Source organism: Bdellovibrionales bacterium (genome assembly GCA_016716765.1).
Lineage (GTDB): Bacteria > Bdellovibrionota > Bdellovibrionia > Bdellovibrionales > UBA1609 > JADJVA01.
On record JADJVA010000025.1, the window covers coordinates 112,865 to 136,393 of the forward strand.

Annotated in this window: 24 protein-coding genes; 7 read left to right on the top strand and 17 right to left on the bottom strand. The window is 45.3% G+C overall.

Annotated elements, in window-relative coordinates:
* Positions 1 to 11 precede the first annotated feature (11 nt).
* The 5 genes from mltG to IPL83_16870 are packed head-to-tail and all read right to left on the bottom strand — an operon-like array spanning position 12 to position 6,332.
* Positions 12 to 1,076, bottom strand: a complete 1,065-nt coding sequence (mltG, locus tag IPL83_16850; GenBank protein MBK9040794.1) for an endolytic transglycosylase MltG — start codon at positions 1,074 to 1,076, stop codon at positions 12 to 14.
* Entirely contained in the window at positions 1,073 to 2,590 is a 1,518-nt protein-coding gene (locus IPL83_16855) for a succinylglutamate-semialdehyde dehydrogenase (GenBank protein ID MBK9040795.1), read from the bottom strand. The genes mltG and IPL83_16855 overlap by 4 nt, the downstream gene beginning before the upstream one ends.
* Positions 2,591 to 2,608: 18 nt before the next feature.
* Positions 2,609 to 3,622 (bottom strand): arginine N-succinyltransferase, encoded by a 1,014-nt coding sequence (locus tag IPL83_16860; protein ID MBK9040796.1) that lies wholly within the window; start codon positions 3,620 to 3,622, stop codon positions 2,609 to 2,611.
* Positions 3,619 to 4,962 carry a M20/M25/M40 family metallo-hydrolase gene (locus IPL83_16865; protein ID MBK9040797.1) on the bottom strand — a complete coding sequence of 448 codons (1,344 nt, stop codon included), beginning with the start codon at positions 4,960 to 4,962 and terminating at the stop codon, positions 3,619 to 3,621. Before IPL83_16865 ends, IPL83_16860 begins: the two co-directional genes overlap by 4 nt.
* Complete coding sequence (locus IPL83_16870; protein ID MBK9040798.1) at positions 4,959 to 6,332, bottom strand: aminotransferase class III-fold pyridoxal phosphate-dependent enzyme; 1,374 nt, start codon at positions 6,330 to 6,332, stop codon at positions 4,959 to 4,961. The genes IPL83_16865 and IPL83_16870 overlap by 4 nt, the downstream gene beginning before the upstream one ends.
* Positions 6,333 to 6,504: 172 nt before the next feature.
* Between IPL83_16870 and IPL83_16875 the strand changes: the two genes are divergently transcribed.
* The 6 genes from IPL83_16875 (at position 6,505) to hpt (ending at position 11,016) form a co-directional block, all read left to right on the top strand.
* Positions 6,505 to 7,293 carry a tetratricopeptide repeat protein gene (locus IPL83_16875; protein ID MBK9040799.1) on the top strand — a complete coding sequence of 263 codons (789 nt, stop codon included), beginning with the start codon at positions 6,505 to 6,507 and terminating at the stop codon, positions 7,291 to 7,293.
* Positions 7,287 to 7,835: a cyclic nucleotide-binding domain-containing protein gene (locus tag IPL83_16880; protein MBK9040800.1), complete on the top strand. Its 549-nt coding sequence runs from the start codon at positions 7,287 to 7,289 to the stop codon at positions 7,833 to 7,835. The genes IPL83_16875 and IPL83_16880 overlap by 7 nt, the downstream gene beginning before the upstream one ends.
* Entirely contained in the window at positions 7,832 to 8,893 is a 1,062-nt protein-coding gene (locus IPL83_16885; GenBank protein ID MBK9040801.1) for an AI-2E family transporter, read from the top strand. The genes IPL83_16880 and IPL83_16885 overlap by 4 nt, the downstream gene beginning before the upstream one ends.
* A 118-nt stretch (positions 8,894 to 9,011) precedes the next feature.
* On the top strand, positions 9,012 to 9,767 hold the full coding sequence (gene bamD / locus IPL83_16890; protein MBK9040802.1) for an outer membrane protein assembly factor BamD: 756 nt from the start codon (positions 9,012 to 9,014) through the stop codon (positions 9,765 to 9,767).
* Positions 9,751 to 10,494, top strand: a complete 744-nt coding sequence (locus IPL83_16895) for a tetratricopeptide repeat protein (GenBank protein MBK9040803.1) — start codon at positions 9,751 to 9,753, stop codon at positions 10,492 to 10,494. The genes bamD and IPL83_16895 overlap by 17 nt, the downstream gene beginning before the upstream one ends.
* A 6-nt stretch (positions 10,495 to 10,500) precedes the next feature.
* The gene (gene hpt / locus IPL83_16900; protein ID MBK9040804.1) at positions 10,501 to 11,016 is read left to right on the top strand and encodes a hypoxanthine phosphoribosyltransferase; all 516 of its coding nucleotides are present in this window, start codon (positions 10,501 to 10,503) and stop codon (positions 11,014 to 11,016) included.
* Between the two features lie 90 nt (positions 11,017 to 11,106).
* Here the strand turns inward: hpt and IPL83_16905 are convergent, their stop codons facing one another.
* The 10 genes from IPL83_16905 to IPL83_16950 form a co-directional block, all read right to left on the bottom strand.
* Complete coding sequence (locus IPL83_16905; GenBank protein MBK9040805.1) at positions 11,107 to 12,348, bottom strand: hypothetical protein; 1,242 nt, start codon at positions 12,346 to 12,348, stop codon at positions 11,107 to 11,109.
* Positions 12,349 to 12,652: 304 nt separating this feature from the next.
* Positions 12,653 to 14,044 (bottom strand): 30S ribosomal protein S12 methylthiotransferase RimO, encoded by a 1,392-nt coding sequence (rimO, locus tag IPL83_16910; protein ID MBK9040806.1) that lies wholly within the window; start codon positions 14,042 to 14,044, stop codon positions 12,653 to 12,655.
* 11 nt (positions 14,045 to 14,055) lie between these two features.
* Positions 14,056 to 14,982, bottom strand: coding sequence for an outer membrane lipoprotein carrier protein LolA (locus tag IPL83_16915; protein MBK9040807.1), 927 nt, complete (start codon positions 14,980 to 14,982; stop codon positions 14,056 to 14,058).
* A gap of 142 nt (positions 14,983 to 15,124) precedes the next feature.
* Positions 15,125 to 15,511 carry a hypothetical protein gene (locus tag IPL83_16920; protein MBK9040808.1) on the bottom strand — a complete coding sequence of 129 codons (387 nt, stop codon included), beginning with the start codon at positions 15,509 to 15,511 and terminating at the stop codon, positions 15,125 to 15,127.
* 368 nt (positions 15,512 to 15,879) lie between these two features.
* The gene (locus tag IPL83_16925; GenBank protein ID MBK9040809.1) at positions 15,880 to 16,353 is read right to left on the bottom strand and encodes a 23S rRNA (pseudouridine(1915)-N(3))-methyltransferase RlmH; all 474 of its coding nucleotides are present in this window, start codon (positions 16,351 to 16,353) and stop codon (positions 15,880 to 15,882) included.
* Positions 16,350 to 17,408, bottom strand: a complete 1,059-nt coding sequence (nadD, locus tag IPL83_16930; protein MBK9040810.1) for a nicotinate (nicotinamide) nucleotide adenylyltransferase — start codon at positions 17,406 to 17,408, stop codon at positions 16,350 to 16,352. Before nadD ends, IPL83_16925 begins: the two co-directional genes overlap by 4 nt.
* On the bottom strand, positions 17,398 to 18,432 hold the full coding sequence (obgE, locus tag IPL83_16935) for a GTPase ObgE (GenBank protein ID MBK9040811.1): 1,035 nt from the start codon (positions 18,430 to 18,432) through the stop codon (positions 17,398 to 17,400). Before obgE ends, nadD begins: the two co-directional genes overlap by 11 nt.
* A gap of 117 nt (positions 18,433 to 18,549) precedes the next feature.
* On the bottom strand, positions 18,550 to 18,810 hold the full coding sequence (rpmA, locus tag IPL83_16940; protein ID MBK9040812.1) for a 50S ribosomal protein L27: 261 nt from the start codon (positions 18,808 to 18,810) through the stop codon (positions 18,550 to 18,552).
* A gap of 70 nt (positions 18,811 to 18,880) precedes the next feature.
* Positions 18,881 to 19,495 carry a 50S ribosomal protein L21 gene (rplU, locus tag IPL83_16945; protein MBK9040813.1) on the bottom strand — a complete coding sequence of 205 codons (615 nt, stop codon included), beginning with the start codon at positions 19,493 to 19,495 and terminating at the stop codon, positions 18,881 to 18,883.
* A 154-nt stretch (positions 19,496 to 19,649) separates the two neighbouring features.
* A complete protein-coding gene (locus tag IPL83_16950; protein MBK9040814.1) occupies positions 19,650 to 21,173 on the bottom strand; it encodes an Rne/Rng family ribonuclease in 1,524 nt (507 codons plus the stop codon).
* A gap of 224 nt (positions 21,174 to 21,397) precedes the next feature.
* Here IPL83_16950 and IPL83_16955 point away from each other — a divergent pair, with 224 nt between their 5' ends.
* Positions 21,398 to 22,753, top strand: a complete 1,356-nt coding sequence (locus tag IPL83_16955; protein ID MBK9040815.1) for a PilT/PilU family type 4a pilus ATPase — start codon at positions 21,398 to 21,400, stop codon at positions 22,751 to 22,753.
* Here the strand turns inward: IPL83_16955 and IPL83_16960 are convergent.
* Both IPL83_16960 and IPL83_16965 read right to left on the bottom strand, forming a co-directional pair.
* Entirely contained in the window at positions 22,750 to 23,166 is a 417-nt protein-coding gene (locus IPL83_16960; GenBank protein ID MBK9040816.1) for a hypothetical protein, read from the bottom strand. The genes IPL83_16955 and IPL83_16960 overlap by 4 nt on opposite strands.
* The gene (locus IPL83_16965) at positions 23,151 to 23,453 is read right to left on the bottom strand and encodes an acylphosphatase (protein ID MBK9040817.1); all 303 of its coding nucleotides are present in this window, start codon (positions 23,451 to 23,453) and stop codon (positions 23,151 to 23,153) included. The genes IPL83_16960 and IPL83_16965 overlap by 16 nt, the downstream gene beginning before the upstream one ends.
* Positions 23,454 to 23,529: the final 76 nt, after the last annotated feature.

Genomic DNA, 23,529 nt, shown 5'->3' on the forward strand with positions numbered 1-23,529 from the left:
AAAAATTGAGATCACTTGTGCGAGGCACTTTTTTTATCGCGTAAATTTCGCCACGACTTCCCCTCGCGTTGCTGAGGATCAAGCTGAAAAGTCCTTACAGCTTGATTGTGGTCTTGAAGAGACTCCGAAAACACATGAGTTCCATCATTTCGGCTAACAAAATATAGATAATTTGAATTTTCTGGATTCAGAGTAGCCCTCAAGGCTTCCTTACCAGGATTTGCGATTGGTCCAGCAGGAAGGGCGTCGACACGATATGTGTTATAGGCCGTATACTCCTTTAAGTCCTCTCGGGTGATATTCATTTTCATCTCCCCGGTTTTTTCCATAATACCGTAGAGAATCGTCGGATCGCTTTGAAGTCTCATGCCTTTGCGAAGACGGTTGAAAAATACCGAGGCGATCCGGGCCCGCTCAGGTCCGGCTCCTGTTTCCTTCTCGACAATGCTCGCCAAAGTGACAGTTTTATGCCTACCCATAGCATTTCCTGCCCCTTTTGAAATCTCAGAGTAAACCTCAAGAAAGCGATTTACCATGACCTCGACGATCTCTCTCTGTGAAGTATATTTGGTAAAACCATATGTTTCTGGAAAAAGGTATCCTTCAAAGGAACGGAGGTCCGCTTTGAGAAGTTGGTAAATCAATTTTTTATCGTGCGCGAGCTTAACAAAATCTCTGGCCGACCCGAATCCCAATTTTTCCAATTGACTGGCTATTTCAAAAATATTGATTCCCTCTGGAAACGTCACCAAGTGTTGAATGCTCTTTCCTGAAGAGAGAATCTCCAAAACGGTCCGAGGGGACGAACTTCTATCCAGCATGTATTCCCCAGCCCTTAGTCTTTTGCCATAGCCCGTGAACCGTGCATAAATAATAAGTAAATCTTTGTCTGTGACAATTCCCTTTTCTTCTAGCAATTCAGCTATACTTCGAAAACTCAACCCCTTGGAAACCTCAAATACAACAGAATCAGAGGGGCTCTGCGTAGGCCCTTTAATAAAAATAAAAAACTTCCATGCAATAGCTACCATGCAAATGAAAAGGAACGAGACAAGCAAACCAATGATCTGTTTCACGGCGAGAACTCGTAATTCATTCCTGGCATATCCTGCCCCGTCTCATAGGGATTCAAATCTTCAAGACAGGAAACCGGCACCGTGCAATAATTGACTGCAAAATGTGCTGAAGAACGGTCGTTTCCGGACTTACCCATGCCCCCAAATGGCAATTTTGAACTGGCACCATTTGTTGTTCGATTCCAATTCAAGAGCCCCACGCGAGCCTCCAAAAGAGCCCTTTCATAAAGTGATCGGTCTTTACAGAACATTGCCAATACCAGTCCGAACCCTCCGGAATTGTTTATTTCCATTGCTTCCTCAAAATCTCCAACTTTGTAAACAGCCACGTTTGGACCAAATATCTCGCTTTTTTGATAAACCGATTTGCTGTCCAGCTTCTCAACCAGATTGATGCTAGGAGTAACGTAATAGCCAGGATGATTCAACTCCAGGACCTTTCCTCTCATCATGCTTTCCGCGCCCTCACGTTTAGCGATTTCTTGAAACCGAATATAATTGTCTACCGAATCTGAACTGATGAGCGGACCCATGAACGGGTTATCCCTCCAATAGCCAATACTCAGTTTTTTAGCATGACGATAGAATTGATCCAGAAACTTATCGTAAATATCCTTATGCAGAATAACTCTGCTCGTGCCACTGCAGCGCTGTCCCGTTGTTAAAAAAGCACCCAAAAGGGTTTCGTATACGCTTTTCTTGAGGTCAGCATCTTTCCAAACGAGGGTTGAATTTTTCCCACCCATTTCTAAAGCAAGAATTTTCCAATAGTGATGAATGGTATCTTGTTTTATCTTTAATCCCACCTCATATGATCCTGTAAACAAAACTCCATCTACCAACTCATGGCCTGCAAGCCGCTTCCCTGTGTCCCCCCTGCCTTGAATCAAATTAAAAACGCCATTTGGAAATCCTGCCTTTTTGAAGATCTCAGCCATCAGCTGTCCAGTGGCAGGTGTTTTATCTGAGGGTTTAAACACAATTGTATTGCCCGTTGCAAGCGCTGGAACAATATGTCCGTTTGGTAAGTGCGCTGGAAAATTGAATGGTCCAACAACTGCCATCACTCCGCGCGGTTTATATTTTATAAACCCATCCACCCGAGGAAGAGCATTTTCAACTTTTTCATCCTGGACCAGCTTAAGAGAATGATTGAGAGTGATGTCAATCTTACTCGATAGAGCTTTGCTCTCATTGCGGGCTTCCCAGAGGGGCTTTCCCGTTTCTCGAGCAATCACTTCCGCCATTTGTTCTTCGTGGGCAATATAGACCTCCTTCAATTTCAAAAGATATCCCAAACGATCCTGTAGCTTTAAATGGCACCATTCACGAAAGGCCTTTTTGGCCGCTCCACAAGCTTCATCCACATGGTCATTGCGAAAGGAAAGCTCAAGAGTCGTTTCCTTCAGATTCGCAGGACTCAGATTGGACCAGCTTCCGTCCGGTCGCTCCGAAATAAGGAATCGCCCATCAATAAAATCCCCTAAATACTTATGATTCACCTGAGTGGACATAGTTCCTCCGATTCAGTTCTAAACTGGCGATACGAAAATCTCAGCGCCCAACCTCAACTTCAAAGCAGACCAGGTTTTATCTGGAAAGTAAACTGCGTCTCCCTGTTGCGAATATGATGAAAAGCCACCCCTAAAGTCATGACCCTTACCAAATCCTACAACGCCGATCTTATCGAATAAAACTCGCTTCTTTTTTCCAACCAAAGCCATTTTTCCGTTCCTGATCAAGCTTACTTCGCTCACTTTAACGCCCAGATGGGGGCCCCCATCAAAGGGATCCACTTCATTTTTATATTTAAATCCGAGTTTTTCCAGCATGTGCAGTGCCGCTTGAGTTTCTTCCCCAACTCTCCCCAACACTAAGCGTGCTCTCGAATCTAGCAGGCACAGATAAATATCTTCCTCTGGAAAGAGACTGTGAATAAAATTATTATTCTGCTGGCTCAGGAGATCCGCTTCCTTATAGGGCATCCCCGTAAAACGACGTCCCAACGATTCCCAAAATTCACTTCTCCCCTCATCCGTCAAGGGCGGAGCCATTTCAGAATGCAGCTCGGTTTCAAAGCGATCAGGGCACATGGCTATATAGGCGAACCTTGTGAGGCTGACTATCTTGCCAACTTTTTCAGGTCGCCTACGATAGCTACGATCCACCACCAAACCACCAACTTCTGTTGCGCCATCCGTATTTACTCGCAATCTGAGAATTTGATGTATAAATCCAATTCCCAATTCCTGGCTAAAACGCTCTTTCTTGAGAACTTGAAAACTATAGTTTGGAGAAGTTGGAGTGCCCGTTTTGGCTACAATGAGGGAACTGGCCGAAATAAAGTTATTCTCAAGATCCTCCGCAACGAAAATATATTCAGCGTCAGCAATTTTCTTTTTTCCCCGAAAAGACAATTGGCTGTTTTCGATCTTCTTTGCCAGGATCTTTTTATCTGCAGGCAAATTAAGAAGAGTAAACTGACTCGCAAGTTCAAAAAGTGCCGCTAAATCATCCTGATTCGCCACCCTTACAACAAAATTCATAGACAAAACCTCTCAACCACTCCTCGGTAAAATCTCCTGGCTACATCCAAATCATCGAGACTGACAAATTCATTCGGAGCGTGTGAGTTTCCAATGCTTAGTCCTGGCCCAAAAACCAAGCACTCTATCCCTAGCCGTTGAAACACACTCGCTTCAGTACTCGCGGATAGTTTGCCAAAGTCCTCCGAAATTCCCTGAGCTGCCAAAGCCTCATGACAAATAGAGTTAAATTCCGATTTCAATGGAGCCACAAATGCTGCCTTGTAATCTCGAAGAATAAATTCAGCTCCGACCTGTTCGCACATGAGGCGTAGCTGACTGATCCATCTATCATAAACATCTTGAGAAACACTGGGAAGGAGCCGACAACTTCCTGTGATAAGGATTCCAACCTCCGAAGTTCGGATGGCTCCGATATTGAGTGAAGGGTAGGGATATGCAAATCCTTCGTCCTTATACATGAGAAATTCCTCATTTAGCTCCTTCACCACGCTCCAAATTTTCATTATTTTATTAACCACTGAATTCCTCAATCCTCCTACCAAATCAAATTCGAGATAAGCATTAGCTGGGATAGAATTATAGTTCAATCCACCATCTAGCTCCATAATCGCTATACCCTCAGGCAAATATTCCAAGAACTGAAACATCTTAACAATTGCGCTCTCTCCCAAATGTGGAACTGTTGAATGAGCGGCCTTGCCCGAAAAGATTTTACTTTGCGACGAGCTGCTCTCAAATGTATCATGGTCCAGGCGATATTTTCGTTCTTCCGCAGAAAAAGGGACCCGGACTTCGACGACTGCAAGCCCTTGACCTGAACCCATTAGGCGTAAACCAGTAGGTTCGCCAACCAAGGCATATTTAACTGCAACCTTCCTTTTGCGAATCAAGCGAATGGCGCCTGCCATGGCAGATTGAGCGCCATAAGTGCCAACTAACACAAATGATCGTTTAAGGTCGCGTCCGCATAATTCGCCTGTCGCAAACATTTTACATAGAAAATCCAGTTTGGTATCGGCGGAACCAAGGCCAAAAAGTTCGCGATTATAGATGCTTGCATTAAACGGATTGGCACCTGTTTTGGTCCACATGGAATAGATTCCGGGATCTACCGTATCCAAATGAGTTTGTAACATTAATTTATCTCGTGGAGGCCCACCGCGAGGAAAAAGAAGCAAGTTAGCTTGTTCAACACCGCCGAGTGACTCCATCTGGATATCTGCTCGAAAACCGAGATCCTTGCCGACCTCAGCAAGATAGTCCACTGCCGCCCTGACGTCTCCAGCAGGACTTGTGTCCAAGGAAATTAAATGACGGCAACACTGAATAAAGCTCAATTCATCTCCAAAATAGACTTCTCAATGATGGACCCGGCGTTAACAATATCTTCTTTCGTCATAATGGCCGGAATGAGAAATCTAAGCCGAAACGGACCTCGTCCGCAATTAAATGCAATAAGTCCATTGGCATAAAGCCTTTTGAGCAAATCTCCAACCCGTTCTTTGCTTCCATCTAAGGGGGTGACAGCCACCATGAGCCCCATCCCTCCCGCATCTTGAAGCTTTCCTTTGCAAGAAGTTTCATTGAGTCTATTTAACATTCCAATAAACTCTCGATGTATTTTTATGACTTTCCCCTCGGGTCCCATATAGCCCTCAGTATCCATGATTTCGAGAATTTTTAATCCAACTCTCAGCTCTACACTTGCGCCAGCAAATGTCCCTGCGATGAGACCGGGCTTTGGGTTCATGTCTCCCGTAAACAGAGTAGCGCCCGTCTGCAATGTTTTAGCGACCGTGCAAACGTCGATGTAATCTCCTATATCGAGGGTTTCAAAAGCAAAGAACTGTCCGGTACGACAGAAAGTCTGAACTTCGTCAGCCCAGATAGGGATTCCCTCCCTTTTACACTCTTCGAATAGAGGTATAAAAAATTCCCTTGGAGCCGCATTGTAACCGCCTTCTCCTTGCATAGGTTCAAACATGAATCCACAAATATCTTTTTTATTATTGGCAATGTGACTCTTCAAAATATTCAGAGCTGAGGTTCCGCTGGCAGGATTTTTTTTGTCGTAAAAGGGCAGTCTCAAAATTTCATCATAGGAGGGTAGCCCTTGTTTGAAGGAAGGGTTATCTGTTATTTCAGCCATCATCGTCGTGCGGCCGGCAAAAGCGGCATCGAAAGCCAAGATTTTGCGAGCGGGAGAAGTTTTCTGCCGACAGGCTTTCAGAGCGTTCTCGTTCGCCATCGATCCACTCGTCGTCACCCAGGCATGCTTCAAGCGGCTCTTTCGACCTGCGATTTCCACAAGCTTTCTGGAAATCTCACCGTACTCGACGTTGGGCTGGAGATTACCTTGAATTGTTACATCTGAAAGACTTCCCCAAAGGGCCGCCTCTATCAAGTCAGGGTGACTGTGTCCCATGAGATGAATGCCAATCCCGTTTATGAGATCCATTTTTACACTGCCATCCCGTAACTCTACGTAAGGACCACGACCCGCTCCCGATCCGATGTAAGGATAAAAAAGTTCACGTCCTCGATAGCGACCAAATTCCTCCACCAAATTCTTATAGGAAACTTCCAGATCCGGATCAGAATTTTTTGAATGGCTCACCTGAGAACAGGTCGTCCGAACTTCAGCTACCAGCTCCTGGATCATCTTCTTTATCCGAGATGATTTTTGAATACCCTCTCCAATAAGCATTTCAAACTACTCCCATTTTGTTTAACACAGTCCTCTGATTCTAATCGTGAGCACCGCTTAACAGCAAGATATGGCACACAGCCATGCAGCAAATTAGCAAAGACTCAATGGACATCTTCCACGCTTCTCTTTAAAATGGCCGGACATGCGAAAACATCCTTGGATTATTTTTTTGCTTATTTTTTTGGTCACTCCTGGGTCTATTCTTGGAAGCGAAGCTGAAATTAACAAGGATCTCTCCAGTTTAGAGACCTATCAGGCCGCTATTCAAAGTTACCAACAAGGTCAAATAGCCAAAGCTCAAGAGCAATTTTTTCTATCTTTTGAAAAATCACCCGACAATACCTTCGTCCTCTACAACCTAGGGCTGGCCGACTATCAACTTGGCAAATATGGCCGAGCTTTAGGCGCTTGGCGCAAAGCATTATATCTTGATCCAAATTTTTCATTGGCCAGAAGGGCAATTGCCACAGCAAATAAAGAAAAGGGACCGATTCAGTCGGATGCCCTCTCAAGCTGGGAAATCATACGCAAGGAAGTTATTTTGAAGTTTTCGCTGAATGAATCCTTGGCAGCAGCCGCAATTATGCTGCTTCTCGGAGGAATCTTCCTTATTCGATACTCAGCCCAAAGACGTCAGGCTTTTAAAATGGAATTGCCGCTGCCACCAACTCCCTATTTGGGCATACTATCTTCTGTGTTCTTTTTTCTTTTTGTGACACTTACTCTTTTTCGAGCAATCGATTATTTTTCCCCACGCGCAACGGTCATTTCAGGGCACATCGATATTCGTTCCGGACCTAGCGGTGATGATGCGAGTCTCTTCGAAATTTTGGAAGGCCACGAAGTTATTGTCAAAAAGGTCACCGGGGATTGGGTCCAGGTGGCTTATCCGGGAGGTCTCACCGGCTGGACTGAAAAATCTGTGCTCTTTCATCACTCTGGAAAAAAGCCATGGTAAACACCTTATGGGACAATATTTTTAAACGTTCGACGCAACAAAACGATATCGTTCGAGTCCTAAGTCGCAATTTTTTGTTCGAATCTCTCTCTCCCCGAGAACTGCGCTTTCTAAAAGAACTTGTTCACCTCAGAAGTTTCCATGCCGGGGAATCAATTTTTAAACAAGGAGAGCTGGGAATCGGTATGTATATCGTGGTGAGTGGTTCCGTTGATATTTTCGTGTCTGATCTGCAGCAAATTGAACCAGAGGCCTCTTCTGTGCATATCACCCGGCTCGGTCCAGACGATTTTTTCGGAGAGCTTTCGCTCGTAGAGGATAAGGGACGGCGAACAGCTACGGCTCTTGCCTGTGAAGAAACTAAACTCGTGGGATTTTTTAAACCGGATCTCATAGAGATCGCGGAAAGAAACCCGTCGACGGGCGTTCAAATTCTTTTTCGCTTGAGTGAAGTATTGGGACGACGTCTCAAGGAGACCTCTGACAAGGTCACTCGATTGAGGCAGGAAATTCAGACCTTCCATGAGCAGACAGATCAATGAAGGTTGCCAATAAAACTTCGATTCAGCTTCGCAGAGAAAATATCACACGGCTCTTGTTTTTTTTGGCGGCAGTCGGCCTCGTTTTCCTCGTTTTGATTATTGTCGAGAACCTGTTGTTGTCTACAGTTCTGGCCTTCGTATTCAGTTATTTACTCAGTCCTTTGGTGAATCGTCTTGAACGCCGCGGAGTTAATCGCACCCTATCTGTAACTCTCATCTTCGCTCTGGTGACATTGACTCTTGCCGTCTTATTGACTGCACTTTTCCCCTTTATTTCTGATCAAATGACTAGCTTTAAATCAGAGATCTCAATTTACATCGAAGGAATTGCCAGGCTCATCAAGGATAGCGAGGCAATATTTGTAAAGCTTTCTGGCACCTTTTTTAATATTGATATCAGCCAAAAAGTGGAGCTCACCCTGACCAGTTGGACGAGTTCTCTTTTTGATGATCTTCCTTCCATTCTACAGAAACTATTCACCACGCTTCTTTTGGCCCCATTTCTTACGTTCTTTCTTCTCAAGGACGGCAGGCGGTTTTCGAAAATTATCTTGTCATTGGTTCCAAATAACATTTTCGAAATGATTCTCAACCTTTACTCACAGGTTAATGATCAGATTGGCCAATTTGTTCGAGCTCGACTCATGGAATCCATTTTTGTTGGCTTATTGATGTGGATTGGCTTGTTCGCCATAGGAGCAAGGTATGCCTCCTTGCTGGCGGCATTTGCTGCACTTACAAACTTAATACCTTACGTCGGTCCTTTTATCGGAGCGGTTCCCGCGCTTGTCATGGCCGTGATCAATGGAGAGTCATCTCTTTTCTTTTTTTTGACGATTGTAGTTTATCTGATTACCCAGCTTGTTGATATGCTTTTCATCATCCCCTTGGTCGTAGCAAAGATAGTTGATCTTCATCCCGTAACTGTCATTCTAGCCATCATTGTTGGCGCCCAACTCATGGGAGTCTTGGGAATGATTATTTCTATTCCTGTCGCAAGCGCCCTGAAAGTGACAGTTACGAGCGTCTATGTGCATCTCGTAGGTTTTCGCAGCTAACTCACTAACTAATTGTAACTACCAGCTTTTGGCTTCATTCTGAAGCAAGCGCATGAAATCAAGCTCTCTCAGATTGAGACTATTGACTTCGTATGGGCCAAAACATTAGACTGCCGCAATGATGACAAAAAGTGGGGCTTTGGTGCCCATCCTTCTCGTTGGCATAATCTTCGGGTGCTCTTCGACTGATAAGATCAGCTCGGATACTCCCGAGGGAGCGTATGAAATTGGTCAGAAATTTGAAAAGGACGAGCGCTACGAAGAAGCCATCTCTCAGTATCAAGAGGTGGCAAATAAGCATCCCTATAACAAATTGGCTTTGGACGCCAAACTTCGCGTGGCGGACATCCATTTTAAACGTGAAAATTACATTGAGGCGCAGACGGCCTATCAGATGTTCAAGGATTTCCATCCTCGTCACCCCAGATCCGATTACGTGACTTATCAGTTGGCGCTCAGCTATTTTTTTCAACTCCCCGAAACGATCGATCGCGATCTTTCAATCGCGAACAAGGCCATTCTATACTTTGATGAGGTGGTGCAAAGCTATTCCAACGGAGAGTTTGCCCCAAAGGCCAAGGACTATAAAATCAAGTGTTTAAAAATGTTGGCCGACAAAGAACTTTATATAGCTGACTTCTATTTCATTCGCGATCAGTACGGAAGTGCTTTGGGACGATTTGAAGACCTCCTTGAAAAATATCCTGCGCTGGGATACGAGCCTCGCGCTCTCTACGGAGCTTCAGTCAGCGCCCATCATCTGAAGGACAATTCCAAGTTTCTCAAATACTATAAAATGCTCGTTTCCCAGCATCCAAACTCCACTGAAGCACAAAGGATAGAGAGAGAATTGGGCAATGACATTACAAAATAGCGACCATGATGATTTGTTAGTTACGGCCAAAGAATATTTCAAAATAAATAAGTATTCAGCCGCAGAGCCTATTCTCAATCAACTCATCCTGCGTGGGACCAAGTCCGCCGACATATTTCACATGTTAGGCACAATCTATTACGATCAAGGGAAATTTAATAAAGCCATTCGTGCCTTTCGAAGAGCATTGGAAATCGAGCCATCCTTCACTGATGCATCAATTGGTCTCAGTATCATCTTAAATGACCTTGGACGATATGATGAAGGACGCAAGGTATTTGAAGAAGCCCAGGTCATGCTTGACCGCCATAGGGCGGATTCTGATCCCTATATAAATGAAAAATTAGCTATAAAACACGATGAATTGGGTGAACTTTATTTTCGCTACAATCGCATCAAAGAAGGTCTTGACCAATACTATAAGGCACTTAGTCTTTCGAGTCGGAAGGCTGAACTCACCATGAAGATTGCCGAGTGTTATGTAAAACTGGAAGACTATGGAAGAGCCATCAAGGAACTGAATCTTATAGTCAGAGATTTTCCCGCTTTTAGCACAGCACGCGTGCGTCTGGGACAGTTGTACTACGATTCAGGACAAGTTCCTGAAGGCGTTGCTCAATGGGAATCCGTATTGCAGCGCGATCCTAGTCACACGGAGGCAACACGACTCCTGAGACAAGCCCAATCCGTTGAACTCACAAATAATTCCGACCTTGCAAGTCAATGAGGAACCATGAAAAAGCTTAGAGAGCGAATGATCCCTTTCATAACAGCCCAAGAAATTGATGCAATGGTGAGCCGTCTGGCTGAGGAAATTGAGGGAGACTACGAGAAGACTGAGCTTGTGATGATCTGCCCTCTGAGAGGATCAGTCCTTTTTGTCGCTGACCTAATGAGAAAAATTCGTTTGCCACAAACTATAGACTTTGTTCACCTCACATCACCAAAAGGCAAAGGTGTTAAGATTGTTAAGGATATTAACATTGATATCACTGGTCGCCATGTTTTGATTGTTGAGGAAATAATAGATGCTGGCCGTACTCTCAGCTTTCTTGAACAACGCCTTCTTGCCTCTCGTCCGGCCTCGGTAAAGATCGTAGCACTTTTGGATAAACCGGCGAGACGTGAGTTACCGATCAAACCCGACTATGTGGGTCGTACAATTGAGGACCGATTTGTCGTTGGGTACGGAATGGATTCAGAAGATCTCGGACGCAATTACCGAGACATTTATATTTACGCTCAATAAATTCTCTCAGGCTCAGGTCGTCATAAACTTGCCCACAAGCCCTCGGTGAATCTGTTGCATCCGAGACACGCGCAGTTGGCCAGTTTACAATCAATACGCAAAGGATACTCCCAATTCAAATACTGAATTTGCAGAGGAATTTGCTCCCCACAACGGAACATAGGCATCGAAATGAGCACCTAGCAGACGTAGGCTGCGTGTCCAAATTTCACGAAGGCCTTGTTGTTCATAGGTTATTCCAAAGCGCCCCTCCTGCCTTTTAGCCGCCGTGTGATCACTCAGCAGCTCATATCGACCGCCTTCAAAACGACGACCTGAAAAACGGTCTGCTTCCTTTCTCGAAAAAGAAAATCCGGTACGAACAAGCCAAGATGAGGTCAGCTTTCGAAAAACAATCAACTCTGCGCTCACCTCATCCCCCGGATTTCTCACAACATCCGAGTCGATATCCCCGTCCACAAATGATCGCCCCTTCTCAAGCACTCGCATTGCGATTACATCTGGTAGCTGCAGAAGGTAACCAAGAGAGGCTGTCACACTCCAGTTTGGACCCCACCACCACTGCCACAGACTGTCTAAGCCAAGATCAAGCTGTCCCTCGTTGGTCATGAAGGGGTCAATACTATAGGGATTCAAGGGGGGCGAGGTTGGAAGAACCAAAGCATGCCTCAAAACCCAAGATCTATTTGGGCTTTGATTCACCAAATAAGCCCCAAGAATTTCGACATCCCCGATGTGATAGCGAACGCCAGACGACAGACCCTCAAAAAGTTGTCGTCCCTCTTCTTCGTCCCCCGGGGCCGACGGCCCTATACCTGAAACAGATTGATATCGGCTGAGAACTCTCGATTGATTCTCTTCATTGCTCGTCCATTCCTTTTGTCGACTAACCAATCGGTTTTCAGCCACGATCGACAATCTGGCTCCCAGAGTCCATTGATCCGAGAGTCCAAATGCCCAGAAAGGACGAATCAATGTTCTTTCGGCCACTGAGTAAACTTTCTCCATAATTGCGATATCGTCTTCGAGTTTGCCTTTTTGGGCCTGTAAGGCCCGAAGCTGAACTCTCTCCGATTCTGGAGACTCTTGAATAAACTGTCGCCAAGTCAACTCCCGCAAAACCAGGTCATGACCATTAACTCTGATGCCACGATCATTGAATTCAGAGTTGAATTCAGTTCTGGTGCCTGAAATCGAAAAAGTCATATCACCGACGTCAAGAACCTTTGCTTGGCGGAAAGCGGAGGGAAAATCTATGCCCGCGGCAACACCCGCAGCGCAAATATGTATCACCAATAATATCAGCATCGGGGGCAGCCAAGAAATTCTCAAGCTTAACTTCTCTTTTGGTTCCGTTTAAATCCACAATGACTCTTTTGTGGCTAGCTGAGTATCACAAAACACTCAACTTAAAACAGCGGCCTCGACAGAATTTACAAAACTGCCCAATTGATAAACACAGCGGTCAATTGACACACCATTAGTTTACTAAAGCGTTAACGACAAAAAAAATGATGACTGTATATACAAACAATACAATTAAATTGCCCGAAAACATGACGCCTCCCCCGTGCCCATGTCCATCGAGCCAGATATGACCAATGATGTCAATGATTATCCTAAGAATCTCGACTATTTAGTAGGCATTCTCGTCGCTCACGATTTCTCCAACCAGATCGTAATCGTGAGAATCGGTAACCAAAACAGACACAATCTCTCCAACTGTTGCCTCACCGGCACTGATGTAGGTCAAGCCATCAATATCAGGGGCCTGCTGAGAATGACGACCTTGAAGTAAGAGTTCAGTTTCCTCACTAATTCCCTCTACCAAAACTCTGATCGTTTTTCCAATGTATGCCCGATGCCTGTTTTGGCTGATTTCTCTTTGCAACACCATGAGCTCATCCGCCCGACGCAATTTAGTTGCTTCGTCAATCTGGTCGCTCATTTCGCCTGCCTTCGTGTCTTCTTCTCGAGAATAAGGGAAGCACCCAACTCGATCAAACTTCTGACTTGCAACAAAGGCCTTTAGCTCCTGAAATTCGGCTTCAGTTTCACCTGGAAACCCAACAATAAATTGAGTTCTAATGACAGCATCTGGAATCTCTTGTCTGATCCTGTCCAAAGAATGTTCAATTTGCTCGCGTGTCATGCGCCGGTTCATTCGCTTTAAGACTTGGGAATTTATGTGCTGCAGTGGCATATCAAAGTACTTCACCAGATTTTTTCGCTCTTTGAAAAGCTGAAGTAGCTCGGTATTAATACCATCTGGGTACATATAAAGAACGCGAATCCAATCGGCTCCGGACTCATCCGAAAGGGCTCTTAAAAGGTTTGTCGAGTTAGTCACATCATCTGACGGGTTATTTTTTCGCAAATCCCAGCCATAATCAGTGAAATCATGGGAGATCACAATGAGCTCTCTGACTCCCCCTGCAACGAGCAACTTAGCCTCGCTGACCACTGCTTTGAGCGTCCTCGACTGGAGATTTCCGCGAATCAATGGAATGGCACAGAAAGAACATCGTTTTTTACATCCCTCCGAAATTTTTAAATAGGCTCGATGTCTGAGTTGAGAATTGGTCCTTGGTGAACTCTCTTCCTGGAGATAAGTTGGTAGATTAAAAAAAGTCTTTTGTTTTGATCCCAACTCCGAATTCTTTATGATTGTCGAAATATTTTGAAATTCCCCTGAACCAACAAATAAGTCCGCCTCGGGCAATCCCTTAACTAGCTCGCCTTTGTAGCGCTGTGTGAGGCAGCCCGCTACCACCAGTCTCGATAGTCGACCGCTCTTTTTTAATTCAGACAGTTCGAGAATTTTCGAAATGGATTCTTTTTTTGCTTCCTCAATGAACCCGCAGGTATTCACTATTATGGTTTCGGCATCTTCAGGATTCTCTACAACGACAAAGCCGTCATTCTTCAAAGTGCCCAGCATGATTTCTGTATCGACCAAATTTTTAGGACACCCAAGACTTACAAAATGAACTCTCTTGGGTTGGATCTTTTCATTCAACGTTTCCATGATTACCTTTCTTAAAATTCAGATATTTCTGCGTCCGGAGGAGGCGAATATTTAAAATCCTTAGCGGATAGGCTGACATCAAAATCTACATCGCTAAACTTGTAACTGGTTTCATTTTCCAATTCATCCCAATAAGTGATCTCTGCAATTTCTGATAGCGATTCTTTCACCACTATCTTTATCTTTGTTACATCTAAGAGTTTGGCCCCAGGCTGAGGCCTCAACTCTAGGTGCAAGTTCCCATTTTGACGATGAGAAGTAACAATTTCGAATTTGCTCCATACGGCCTCGTCTCCAAACAAAATGGCCAAAAGGGCATTTGACTTCCTGATCTGTGACGCCTTCATCTTTGTCACCTGCACCAAACTCAAAGGATCATCTGTTAGTCTCGACTCGAGCCAAACTGTATGATTGTCCACAACCAACAAAGACCCTTCCGGTTTATCAATTTGCACCTTAAGGCGTCCCTTCGAAAACCAGAGCCGCCCCTTCCCTAACTTCGTCTCATCCAACAAAGCAAGATGTATTTTCTTTTCAACCTTCATGCCAACTGCTTGAGCATCTTTGTACTTGCCGACTACGGCCTTGATATCATTGATTTCGGGCGCGACCTGAGAGCTATTCTTAGAAGTTTTCAAGGTTCTGGATTCTTTCGTTTTTTCTCCGACCTGTTGATGATTATAGTTACTCCCTTTTGGGCGTTTAGCTGATTTTTTGATCCCTGGACTTGGCTCTTCATTTTTATTCTCAGACTTCTTCTTGTCGCTTATCCTCGGTAAAATTGTAGCTGAGCCCTCTCCTGCATTTAAATCTACTTTTTCAGAGGGCGAAGTCGTTTCGATATCATCCCACATTTCATCTTGGACAGACTGCTTGGCAGGAGCGCTCATGCAAGAGGCCCCTGATATCAGGCTCAAAATCAATACAATGACTCTCATGATGCGGCTTCCTCTCAGGTTTTCCTTAGATATCTCACAACTTGGCGAATCCGCCGGCTCGTTGGATGCTTTTAACAACAAATTGGAGAGGATGAAAGGTCCAGTTCAAGGTTTTTCAGATGCAAATGATACTCGGTAGAGTTCACTCCAACCGCCTAGCGAGCACCCAAACTTGGAAGTATTCCGGATATCCCAAGAGGGCTCTCGCCCTATTGGCAGTGGCGCCCGTGGTGATGACATCGTCAACAAATATGACTCTGCTATAGGTTTTACTCCCCTCCCGTAAGTGAAGATTGGCCCTTGCAGAGCGATGTCGCTCTTGTCGATGGAGCTGATGATGAACGACCCCGGCGCTCCCTCCTCGTTGCAGCTGCTGGGACAATGGGATTCCAAGGCTCTGAGCGATCTCTTGTGCCAATTTGACCGCGTGATCCAGCTGACCATCAATACGTGGTGGGGCCGGAATGACTATCCAATCTTTTACGGATTCTTCAGGATTCCAATTTGAACGGGCTATGAGCCATTGCACTAATCCCTTCCTAAATGCCTCTAGGCCACCTCCTCCTTTCAAACTCATGAGCAAGCGCCTGATCGTTTGATCATTTTTCAAACCCCAATCCCATAATGCCAAGGTGTCTAGTCCTTTCAAGGGACTCCGGCCGCAGGACAAATCATTTATGGTGAGCCTCAATTTTCGGAGGCAAAACTTGCAAATCCCGTCGTTTACCGGTTCTGGCATGCCACAAATAGCGCAACTTCTCAAAAGACGAAAAATAAGATTCATAGTGGCAGGAGGTGTGCATTTATACGGCCCGTGTTTTGATCAACTCCTATCTTAACGGTGCCGCAAACCTCCGATATAGAAACCTAAGCCGTCTCTCCATTAAATTAAAACATCTAATCATTGTGATAGGGGATACCCTTCCATATGGTAAGGCCCCGATAAATTTGCTCCATAGCGACGATCATGGCGAGATGATGGTTGAGAGTGAGTGGTCCTAAACTAATCAAATCGCTAGTCCTTTCCCGCAAACCAGCTCCCAATCCGAAGGCCCCCCCGACCACAAAAACAATGCGAGGCTTTCCCATTTCAATTTTTTTAACTAAGAATGCAGAGAACGCCCGTGAATCAACAAAAGTGCGGCCTTTTTCGTCAAATGCCAACACGAGATCAGTCGCCTTGATGGAAGAAAGAATCAATTTGTCTTCAGATTTAACTTTTTGAGAGCGATCCATGCGAGAGGAGGAGTCCGATTGAATTCTCTTCACCTCAAAGCTAAAAAAATGATTAAGTTTGGTGAGATATCTCTCCAAAGCCTCATCAAACCAGAGGTCGCGGCTTGTTTGAATATGGAGAAATAGACCCTTCATACAGAAGGGATACTTCCTTTCGCCTTGTGAAATTCAGCATGGGGATTTAAAAAATCTAAGGACTTTTTATCCCGCCAAAGATCTTCAATGCGATATTCGCCTCTAACAAAATCATAAAAGATATGAACGATGAGAGCACCATAATCCAAAATCACCCATCGTCCCTCAGATCTGCCTTCAATATTCTGTGGCCAAATGCCAAACTTTTCGCGCACCTGTTTAGACAAATAGTCCGCTATGGCCACGGTTTGACGGGTGTTGCTGCCTGAGGAAACAACCACAAAATCAGCTAAGTGATGGTGGGAACCAAGATCAAATCCCACAACGTTGACAGCATTTTTCTCATTTAAAATCCTACCGACTTCTAAAGTAAAACTTCGATAGTCACTGATACGGCTATGAAGATCCTTGTACCATCCTCTTTCGACAATAAGATTCTCAACTTGCTCAGGCACCAATCCCACCAAAGGCTCTTTTGCTCGCAGACGCCGACGAATCTCGCTTCCTGAAACATCAACGTCCTTAATTTCATGAAACTCAATGCTCCGACCAGAGATTAAAGTCGCTATCTTCCCATCGAAACTTTTTACTTTGCTGCGTAAACCGGGCGGGAAATCCTCTCTCAATTTTGGGAAATCATAGCCGGGACGATTCGCCACGACCACATTCGCCAGCTCCAGTATCTCTTCGAAATTACGCCAATGATCAAATTTCTCAAACTGGTCAGAACCTATGATCAAAAAAAGATTTGTTCCGGGACTCTCTGACAAAATATCCTGAATTGTATCCACTGTATAACTGAGGCCTCCGCGACGAATCTCGCGATCATCTAAGATCAAGAATGGCGCATACGGCTTGATGGCCAACCCAGCCATTTCCAATCGATCCTCAGCACTAGGTCCCTCGATTGGGTTTCGATCAGGACTCTGATAAGAAGGAATTATACGTATTTCATCGAGGGCCAGTTCTTCAACAAGAGTCACAGCACAATTAAGATGTCCCATATGAAAGGGGTTAAAGGTTCCCCCAAAAACACCAATGGATTTACTGTTCATGTGTTCTCTCCTTAAAAACCCAGCTACCAGCTGCATAGACCAACTCTTTTAGGTTGTGTCGAGTCGCTGCTGAAATGATCATCGGTTTGACCCCGAGGCTATTAAATCTAGCCTCAAGCTCACTCAATTGCTCCTCGCTGACGACATCCGATTTATTCAAAGCTAAAATCTGAGGTCGCGAGGAGAGCGGAATGAATCCATCTTCCTTCTCATGAAGCTTGTCATATTCTCTCAACTCATTGTTGATATCTAAAAAATCTTGGATCGGATCGCGCTGACTCATTTCACTAATATCAACAAGATGAATGAATACCTGTGTGCGCTGAATATGTCGCAAAAACTGAGTTCCCAGACCATGCCCAAGGTGGGCCCCAACGACCAATCCCGGAATATCTGCCGCGACATAACTTCTGTCTTCCCCATATCTGACAACTCCCAAGTTCGGAGAAAGAGTTGTAAATGGGTAATCAGCAATCTTTGGCTTCGCTGCAGAAATAGCAGAGATCAGTGTTGATTTACCAGCATTTGGGAATCCGATAATTCCAACATCAGCAAGAAGCTTCAGTTCTAATTTAATCAATTTCTGAGCCCCTGGAAGCCCCTTTTGTGCAACTGAAGGGGCCTGATTGACAGAACTCTTATAGAAAGTGTTCCCTTTGCCCCCCAAACCACCTTCAAGGATGACAAAATCATCAATGGTACCAAGATCGGCCAATATCTTGCCATCTTCGTCCTTTACAATAGTGCCTTTTGGGACATTAACGATAAGGTCTGGCCCACGTTTGCCGCTCATATTTTGACGCAGACCCGGCTCACCGTTGGCCGCCTGTAAAAGTTTACGATGATGAAGGTCAAGGAGGCTATTCAGATGCTGATTGACTCGAATAATGACATTTCCGCCATCTCCCCCATCTCCCCCGTCTGGGCCTCCTCTAGGAATCATAGATTCCTTACGAAAGCTCACGCAACCGGGCCCTCCCTTGCCAGAGGCCACGACGATCAATACTTCATCTATAAATTTCATAAATAGCCTATCGGCAACAAAAGACCAGAAGCCCAAGACTTACTCTGGAGCTAGAAAAGGAGTTCTCTTAGGAATTAAGATTACTTATTCGATCCAGATTATCTCCAAAGCGGACAACTATGCCGCCTTGGGATACACACTCACTTTACTGCGGGTTTTGGAAAGACGTTCAAACTTCACCAAACCCTCAATCAAAGCAAAAATTGTAAAGTCACGACCCATTTTCACATTGTTACCAAGAAAAAACTGAGTTCCACGTTGGCGCAATATAATCGTACCTGGACGAACAAATTCACCGCCAAATCGTTTCACACCCAGTCTCTTGCTGTGCGATTCTCGACCGTTTCTAGTACTACCCGCTGCCTTCTTCGATGCCATTGAGCAAACCTCGGTTAAAATATAATCAATACAATCAAAAAACTCTCTCTTCACCTAGACAAAGTCCCCCTTAGGACTTTTTCTTCGCCTGCTTCTTTTTCGCACCCACTTTTGTGGCGGCCTTTTTCGTGACTTTGGCCTTCTTTACAATCTTTTTCGCCTTGCCAGCTGCCTTTTTTCGAACCTTCTTTTTGGTCACGGCAGCCGACGACGTCAATTCCACCTTTTTTGTTGCAGCCTTAGCCTGTTTTCCCTTTGGGCCGCTTTCTTTTCTAGCCTGACGCAATTCTTGACCTTTAGCCAATTGCGCAGCTTTTTTTGCAGGATCATGGACCTGAGCTGATTTATCACCCACGACGCCATCTGTTTGACCTTCGGGGGTCGTAATAGACTTCACAAAAAGCTCAGTGTACAGCTGACGGTGTCCACGCATACGACGATAGCCCTGGCGGCGCTTCTTTTTGAAAACAATTACCTTTGGTGCCTTTTCTTGGCGGGTGACTACAACCGTCACAAACGCACCCTTAACAATGGGCTCGCCGACAAAGGTCTTCTCCCCACCGACAACTAAAACCTCACTCAGATCAAATTCTGAACCCAATTCTCTTTCAAGTTTTTCAACACGAAGCGTGTCTCCCGCTTGAACTTTATACTGCTTGCCGCCCGTGCGAATAATCGCATACATGATAAAATACCTCCGAAGCCAAAGTCATGAGTCTGGAGTATCTGCCACGCTGCAAAAGATCTGTCAATTAATTCAATTATTAAACCGCAGTTAAACCCGCTCATTAAGCCCTGGGTCATTCATCTCGCTAGCCTCCCAAGGAGGTAGCTAGATTCTAGTATGAAGAAATTTCGAATTGCTCAATATGGTAACTTGGCTCGACCTTAAAAACAACGGAGTGTCCAAGTCTTTTCTCCATAAATTCAAGTGTTTCCTGATCCTCACCGTAGGCCCAGTCTGCAATTTCACTATGACAGTGAACCACAGTTGCCGTTCGCGAGCCTCCGCGTAGCGACTCACGTTCCAGTGCCGTGAATATCTCGTTAGTCACCGTGTCCCTCTTTTTAATGTACCCATTGCCTTCGCAATAGGGACAAGATTGACAAAGCGTGGATACCAAGGAAGGCCTAATTCGCTTCCGAGTCATTTCTACAAGGCCTAGCTCTGACATGGGTGAAATCGTCGTTCGGGCGCGATCCTTCTTCAGCTCTCCCTCAAAAAACTGAACCAGTTTTTCTCGATGAGCCATTCTCTCCATATCAATAAAATCAACAATAATAATTCCCCCACAATTACGAATCCGAAGTTGATGAGCAATTTCTTTTGCGGCCTCCATGTTGGTCTTTAAAATAGTCTCTTCTAAGTCCTTTTTTCCCACATAACGACCTGTATTGACGTCGATGACAACCAGGGCTTCCGCCTCATCAATAACAATGTAGCCGCCTGATTTGAGCCAAATCTTTCTGCCCAAAGAACGGGAAATCTCCAAATCAATTTCATAAAAATCGAAAAGAGGCTCCTCGGTTTGATAGTGGACGATCTTGTCCTTGTAGTTTGGCATAAATTGACTAACGAAGGCCTCGACTCTTTTGTAGGCCTGGATATCATCGACAATGACTTTATTGACTTTCTCATTGAGCATATCGCGAAGTGCTCGCAGTTCAACGTCCATTTCCGAATGGATAAGCCCCGGTGATTTCACTCCCTGATAGGATTTTTCGATCCCCTTCCAGATTCGGTCGAGGTATTCTATGTCCGCCAGCAAACTCTGCTCACTAGCCCCCTCACCCGCAGTCCTTATAATTATCCCACCTTGAGGACTGATTCCCTCCACCAAACGTCGCAGTCGCTCTCTCTCATTAGGGTCCTCAATTCGACGAGAAATACCCAAGTGAACGATGGTTGGCATATACACCAGATGGCGTCCCGGAAGCGAGATATGAGTCGTAATCCTGGCTCCTTTGGTGCCAAGTGGGTCTTTTGCGACCTGCACCAATATTGATTCGCCCTCCTTTAGGAGATCTCCAATATTGACGCTATGTTTTTTTTCCTCAGAATCAGAATCTGCCGAGTCCCTCGATGCCTTTTCAGGCCCCTCTTGAACAGAGGACTCTTCAAATAGAGCTGCCTGATCAACCTGAACATCTCCAACATAGAGAAATGCGGCTCGATCGAGACCAATATCCACGAAGGCCGCCTGCATTCCCGGCAAAACTCTCATCACTCGGCCTAAATAGATAGATCCTACCAACGTAGGCGATGTCCGCCGCTCCACATACAAATCGACGAGCTCACGATTTTCGACGTAGGCCACTCGAGTTTGGTTTGGCCTCACGTTGATCAAAATTTCCGCACTCACAACAAATCACCTTCCGCTGCTAGGATTCTCAAATCGAGAATGACTCCTCACATGCTATCGCTCAAGGGCTAGACTCTCATCGTTCTGATTCGGTGCTCTGGCAAGCCCCATAAACCAAATTTATGCAGTGAGTAATCAGAAAGAACCCAATTCCCTTAAAATATCTTAGGTTTCTTCCGATTCCTATATCAAGAGAATGCAACAGCTAAAGACAAAAGGATGTCATGGCAGCTCAGATAGACAAGCTTTTTCAGGTAATGGTCGCGCAAAATGCATCCGACATGCATCTCTCCGCAGGAGCCCCTCCCATTCTTCGTATTCACGGAGAAATGGTCCGCCTCGAACACCCCAGTTTAACAAATGAGAACGTGCAATCTCTCATCTTTGAAATTCTCAACGACAAACAAAAGCGACTGTTTGTGGAGAACTGGGAATTGGATTGTAGTTACCAGATTGCCGGCTTGGGACGATTTCGGGTCAATGTTTTTATGCAGCGAAAAGGAATGGGCGGGGTCTTTCGCGTCATTCCGGAGGAGATCAAAACTGTCCATGAGCTTGGACTTCCGCCAGACTTATTGAATCTCGTTGAGGTCCCTCGTGGCCTCGTGCTGGTAACTGGCCCGACAGGATCTGGCAAGTCGACGACCTTGGCCGCTCTGCTTCATACAATCAACTGCGAGCGGAAAGAGCATATCATCACTATTGAAGACCCCATCGAGTTTGTGCATGAAAACCGCATGTGCCTCATAAATCAACGCGAAGTATCAAGTCATACCAAATCCTTTGCCAATGCATTGAAGGCCTCCTTGCGCGAAGATCCAGATATTATCCTCGTGGGTGAGATGCGAGATCTCGAGACGATCCATTTGGCTATGACTGCCGCTGAAACGGGTCATTTGGTATTTGGCACCCTCCACACAAATAATGCCGCAAAGACAGTTGATCGCATCATTGATGTGTTTCCTGAAGCCCAACAAGCACAAGTCAGAGTCATGTTGGCAGAAAGTTTGAGAGGAGTTATCGCCCAAACACTCTTTCCTCGCGCTGATAAACCTGGCCGAGTCGCAGCCATTGAAATATTGGTTAACACGCACGCTGTTGCTAATCTTATTCGTGAGGGCAAGACTTTCCAAATTCCATCTGCAATGCAGACAGGAGCGACACATGGGATGCTCACATTCGAATCCTCCATTCGAGCGCTCATCCGCGATGGTAAGGTAGCAAAGGAAGAGGGCGAGAATTTTCTAGGAGTCTCGAAACATCGCAAAGAGGAAGATGCTGAACCCTCAGCGGGACAAGCTCCCTCAAAAGGGGGCAGCCCAGCCAGACCATCTGGCGCTCCTGCCCCTCAGAAGAATCCGGCGCACTCCCAAAAGCCACCTCCCTCCTCAATGGGAGGAGCTGCGCAAAGACCATCGAGCCCAACTGGGGCTGCTCCAGGCTCTCGACCTACAGCGTCACATCCTCCCATCGGGGGAGGAATAAAAATCACAAGTACAAGTGACAACCTTGGTTCTGCAACTTCTGGAACGGCCAAGCTTCTTGAAAGCTTTGGTATTAATAAAAAGAAAATTGGCTAGAAATCCCACTCAAACTGCAGTTGAACGGCCGGTCGACCGACTCTCATTGCGAGAGTCGAGCCCATTATCCGTTCTTCTTCAATGGAGGGAACTAAACCCTCAAAGTAGGTCTTTGGCCTCGTTGCGGCCAGATATGTTGTGTATATGGTTCCGCTGATAATCCCGACCGCCAAACCCATACCAATGTTTGGCAACTTGTCTTGAGGTCGACCATAAAAACTCAAAGTACTCAATCCCAAAATAGCTCCAGCTAAACCTGCGAAAATTATTGTTGCCATTTGCTTCCGAGGTCCTAGCGATGGCTGCTGACCCTGAGTTCCGCCCGAGCCTCCGTATTGGGCAAAGGCACTGGCTGGATAGAAAGTAAAAATTAGAATCACTGCGGTAATTGTCGCAACTAATCGAATTGGCACGGAACATCCCCATCAAGTTCAATTGTGAAATCACTCAAATTGCCCTGAAAATCCACTTCTTCGAAAGTGAGGTTTTCTACTCGCGAAGTCAAAGGTCCCTTTCGCAATTTAGCTATGAGCGTCTCTATTGTTTTTTCCGACCCTTGCACGAGGACTTCCACTCGTCCGTCAAGCAAATTCCTCACCCATCCATCAAGCTTTAGATTTTTTGCCTCGCGTAGCACAAAAAATCTAAATCCAACTCCCTGAACAAGCCCCTCAATTAAAAAGTGTCTGCAAACCGACATCAATATAGACTAAGATCGCCAGTGACATTTGCAAAGGTTTTTTAAAAATTACCTCTCTAACGAAGGGATTTTGCGG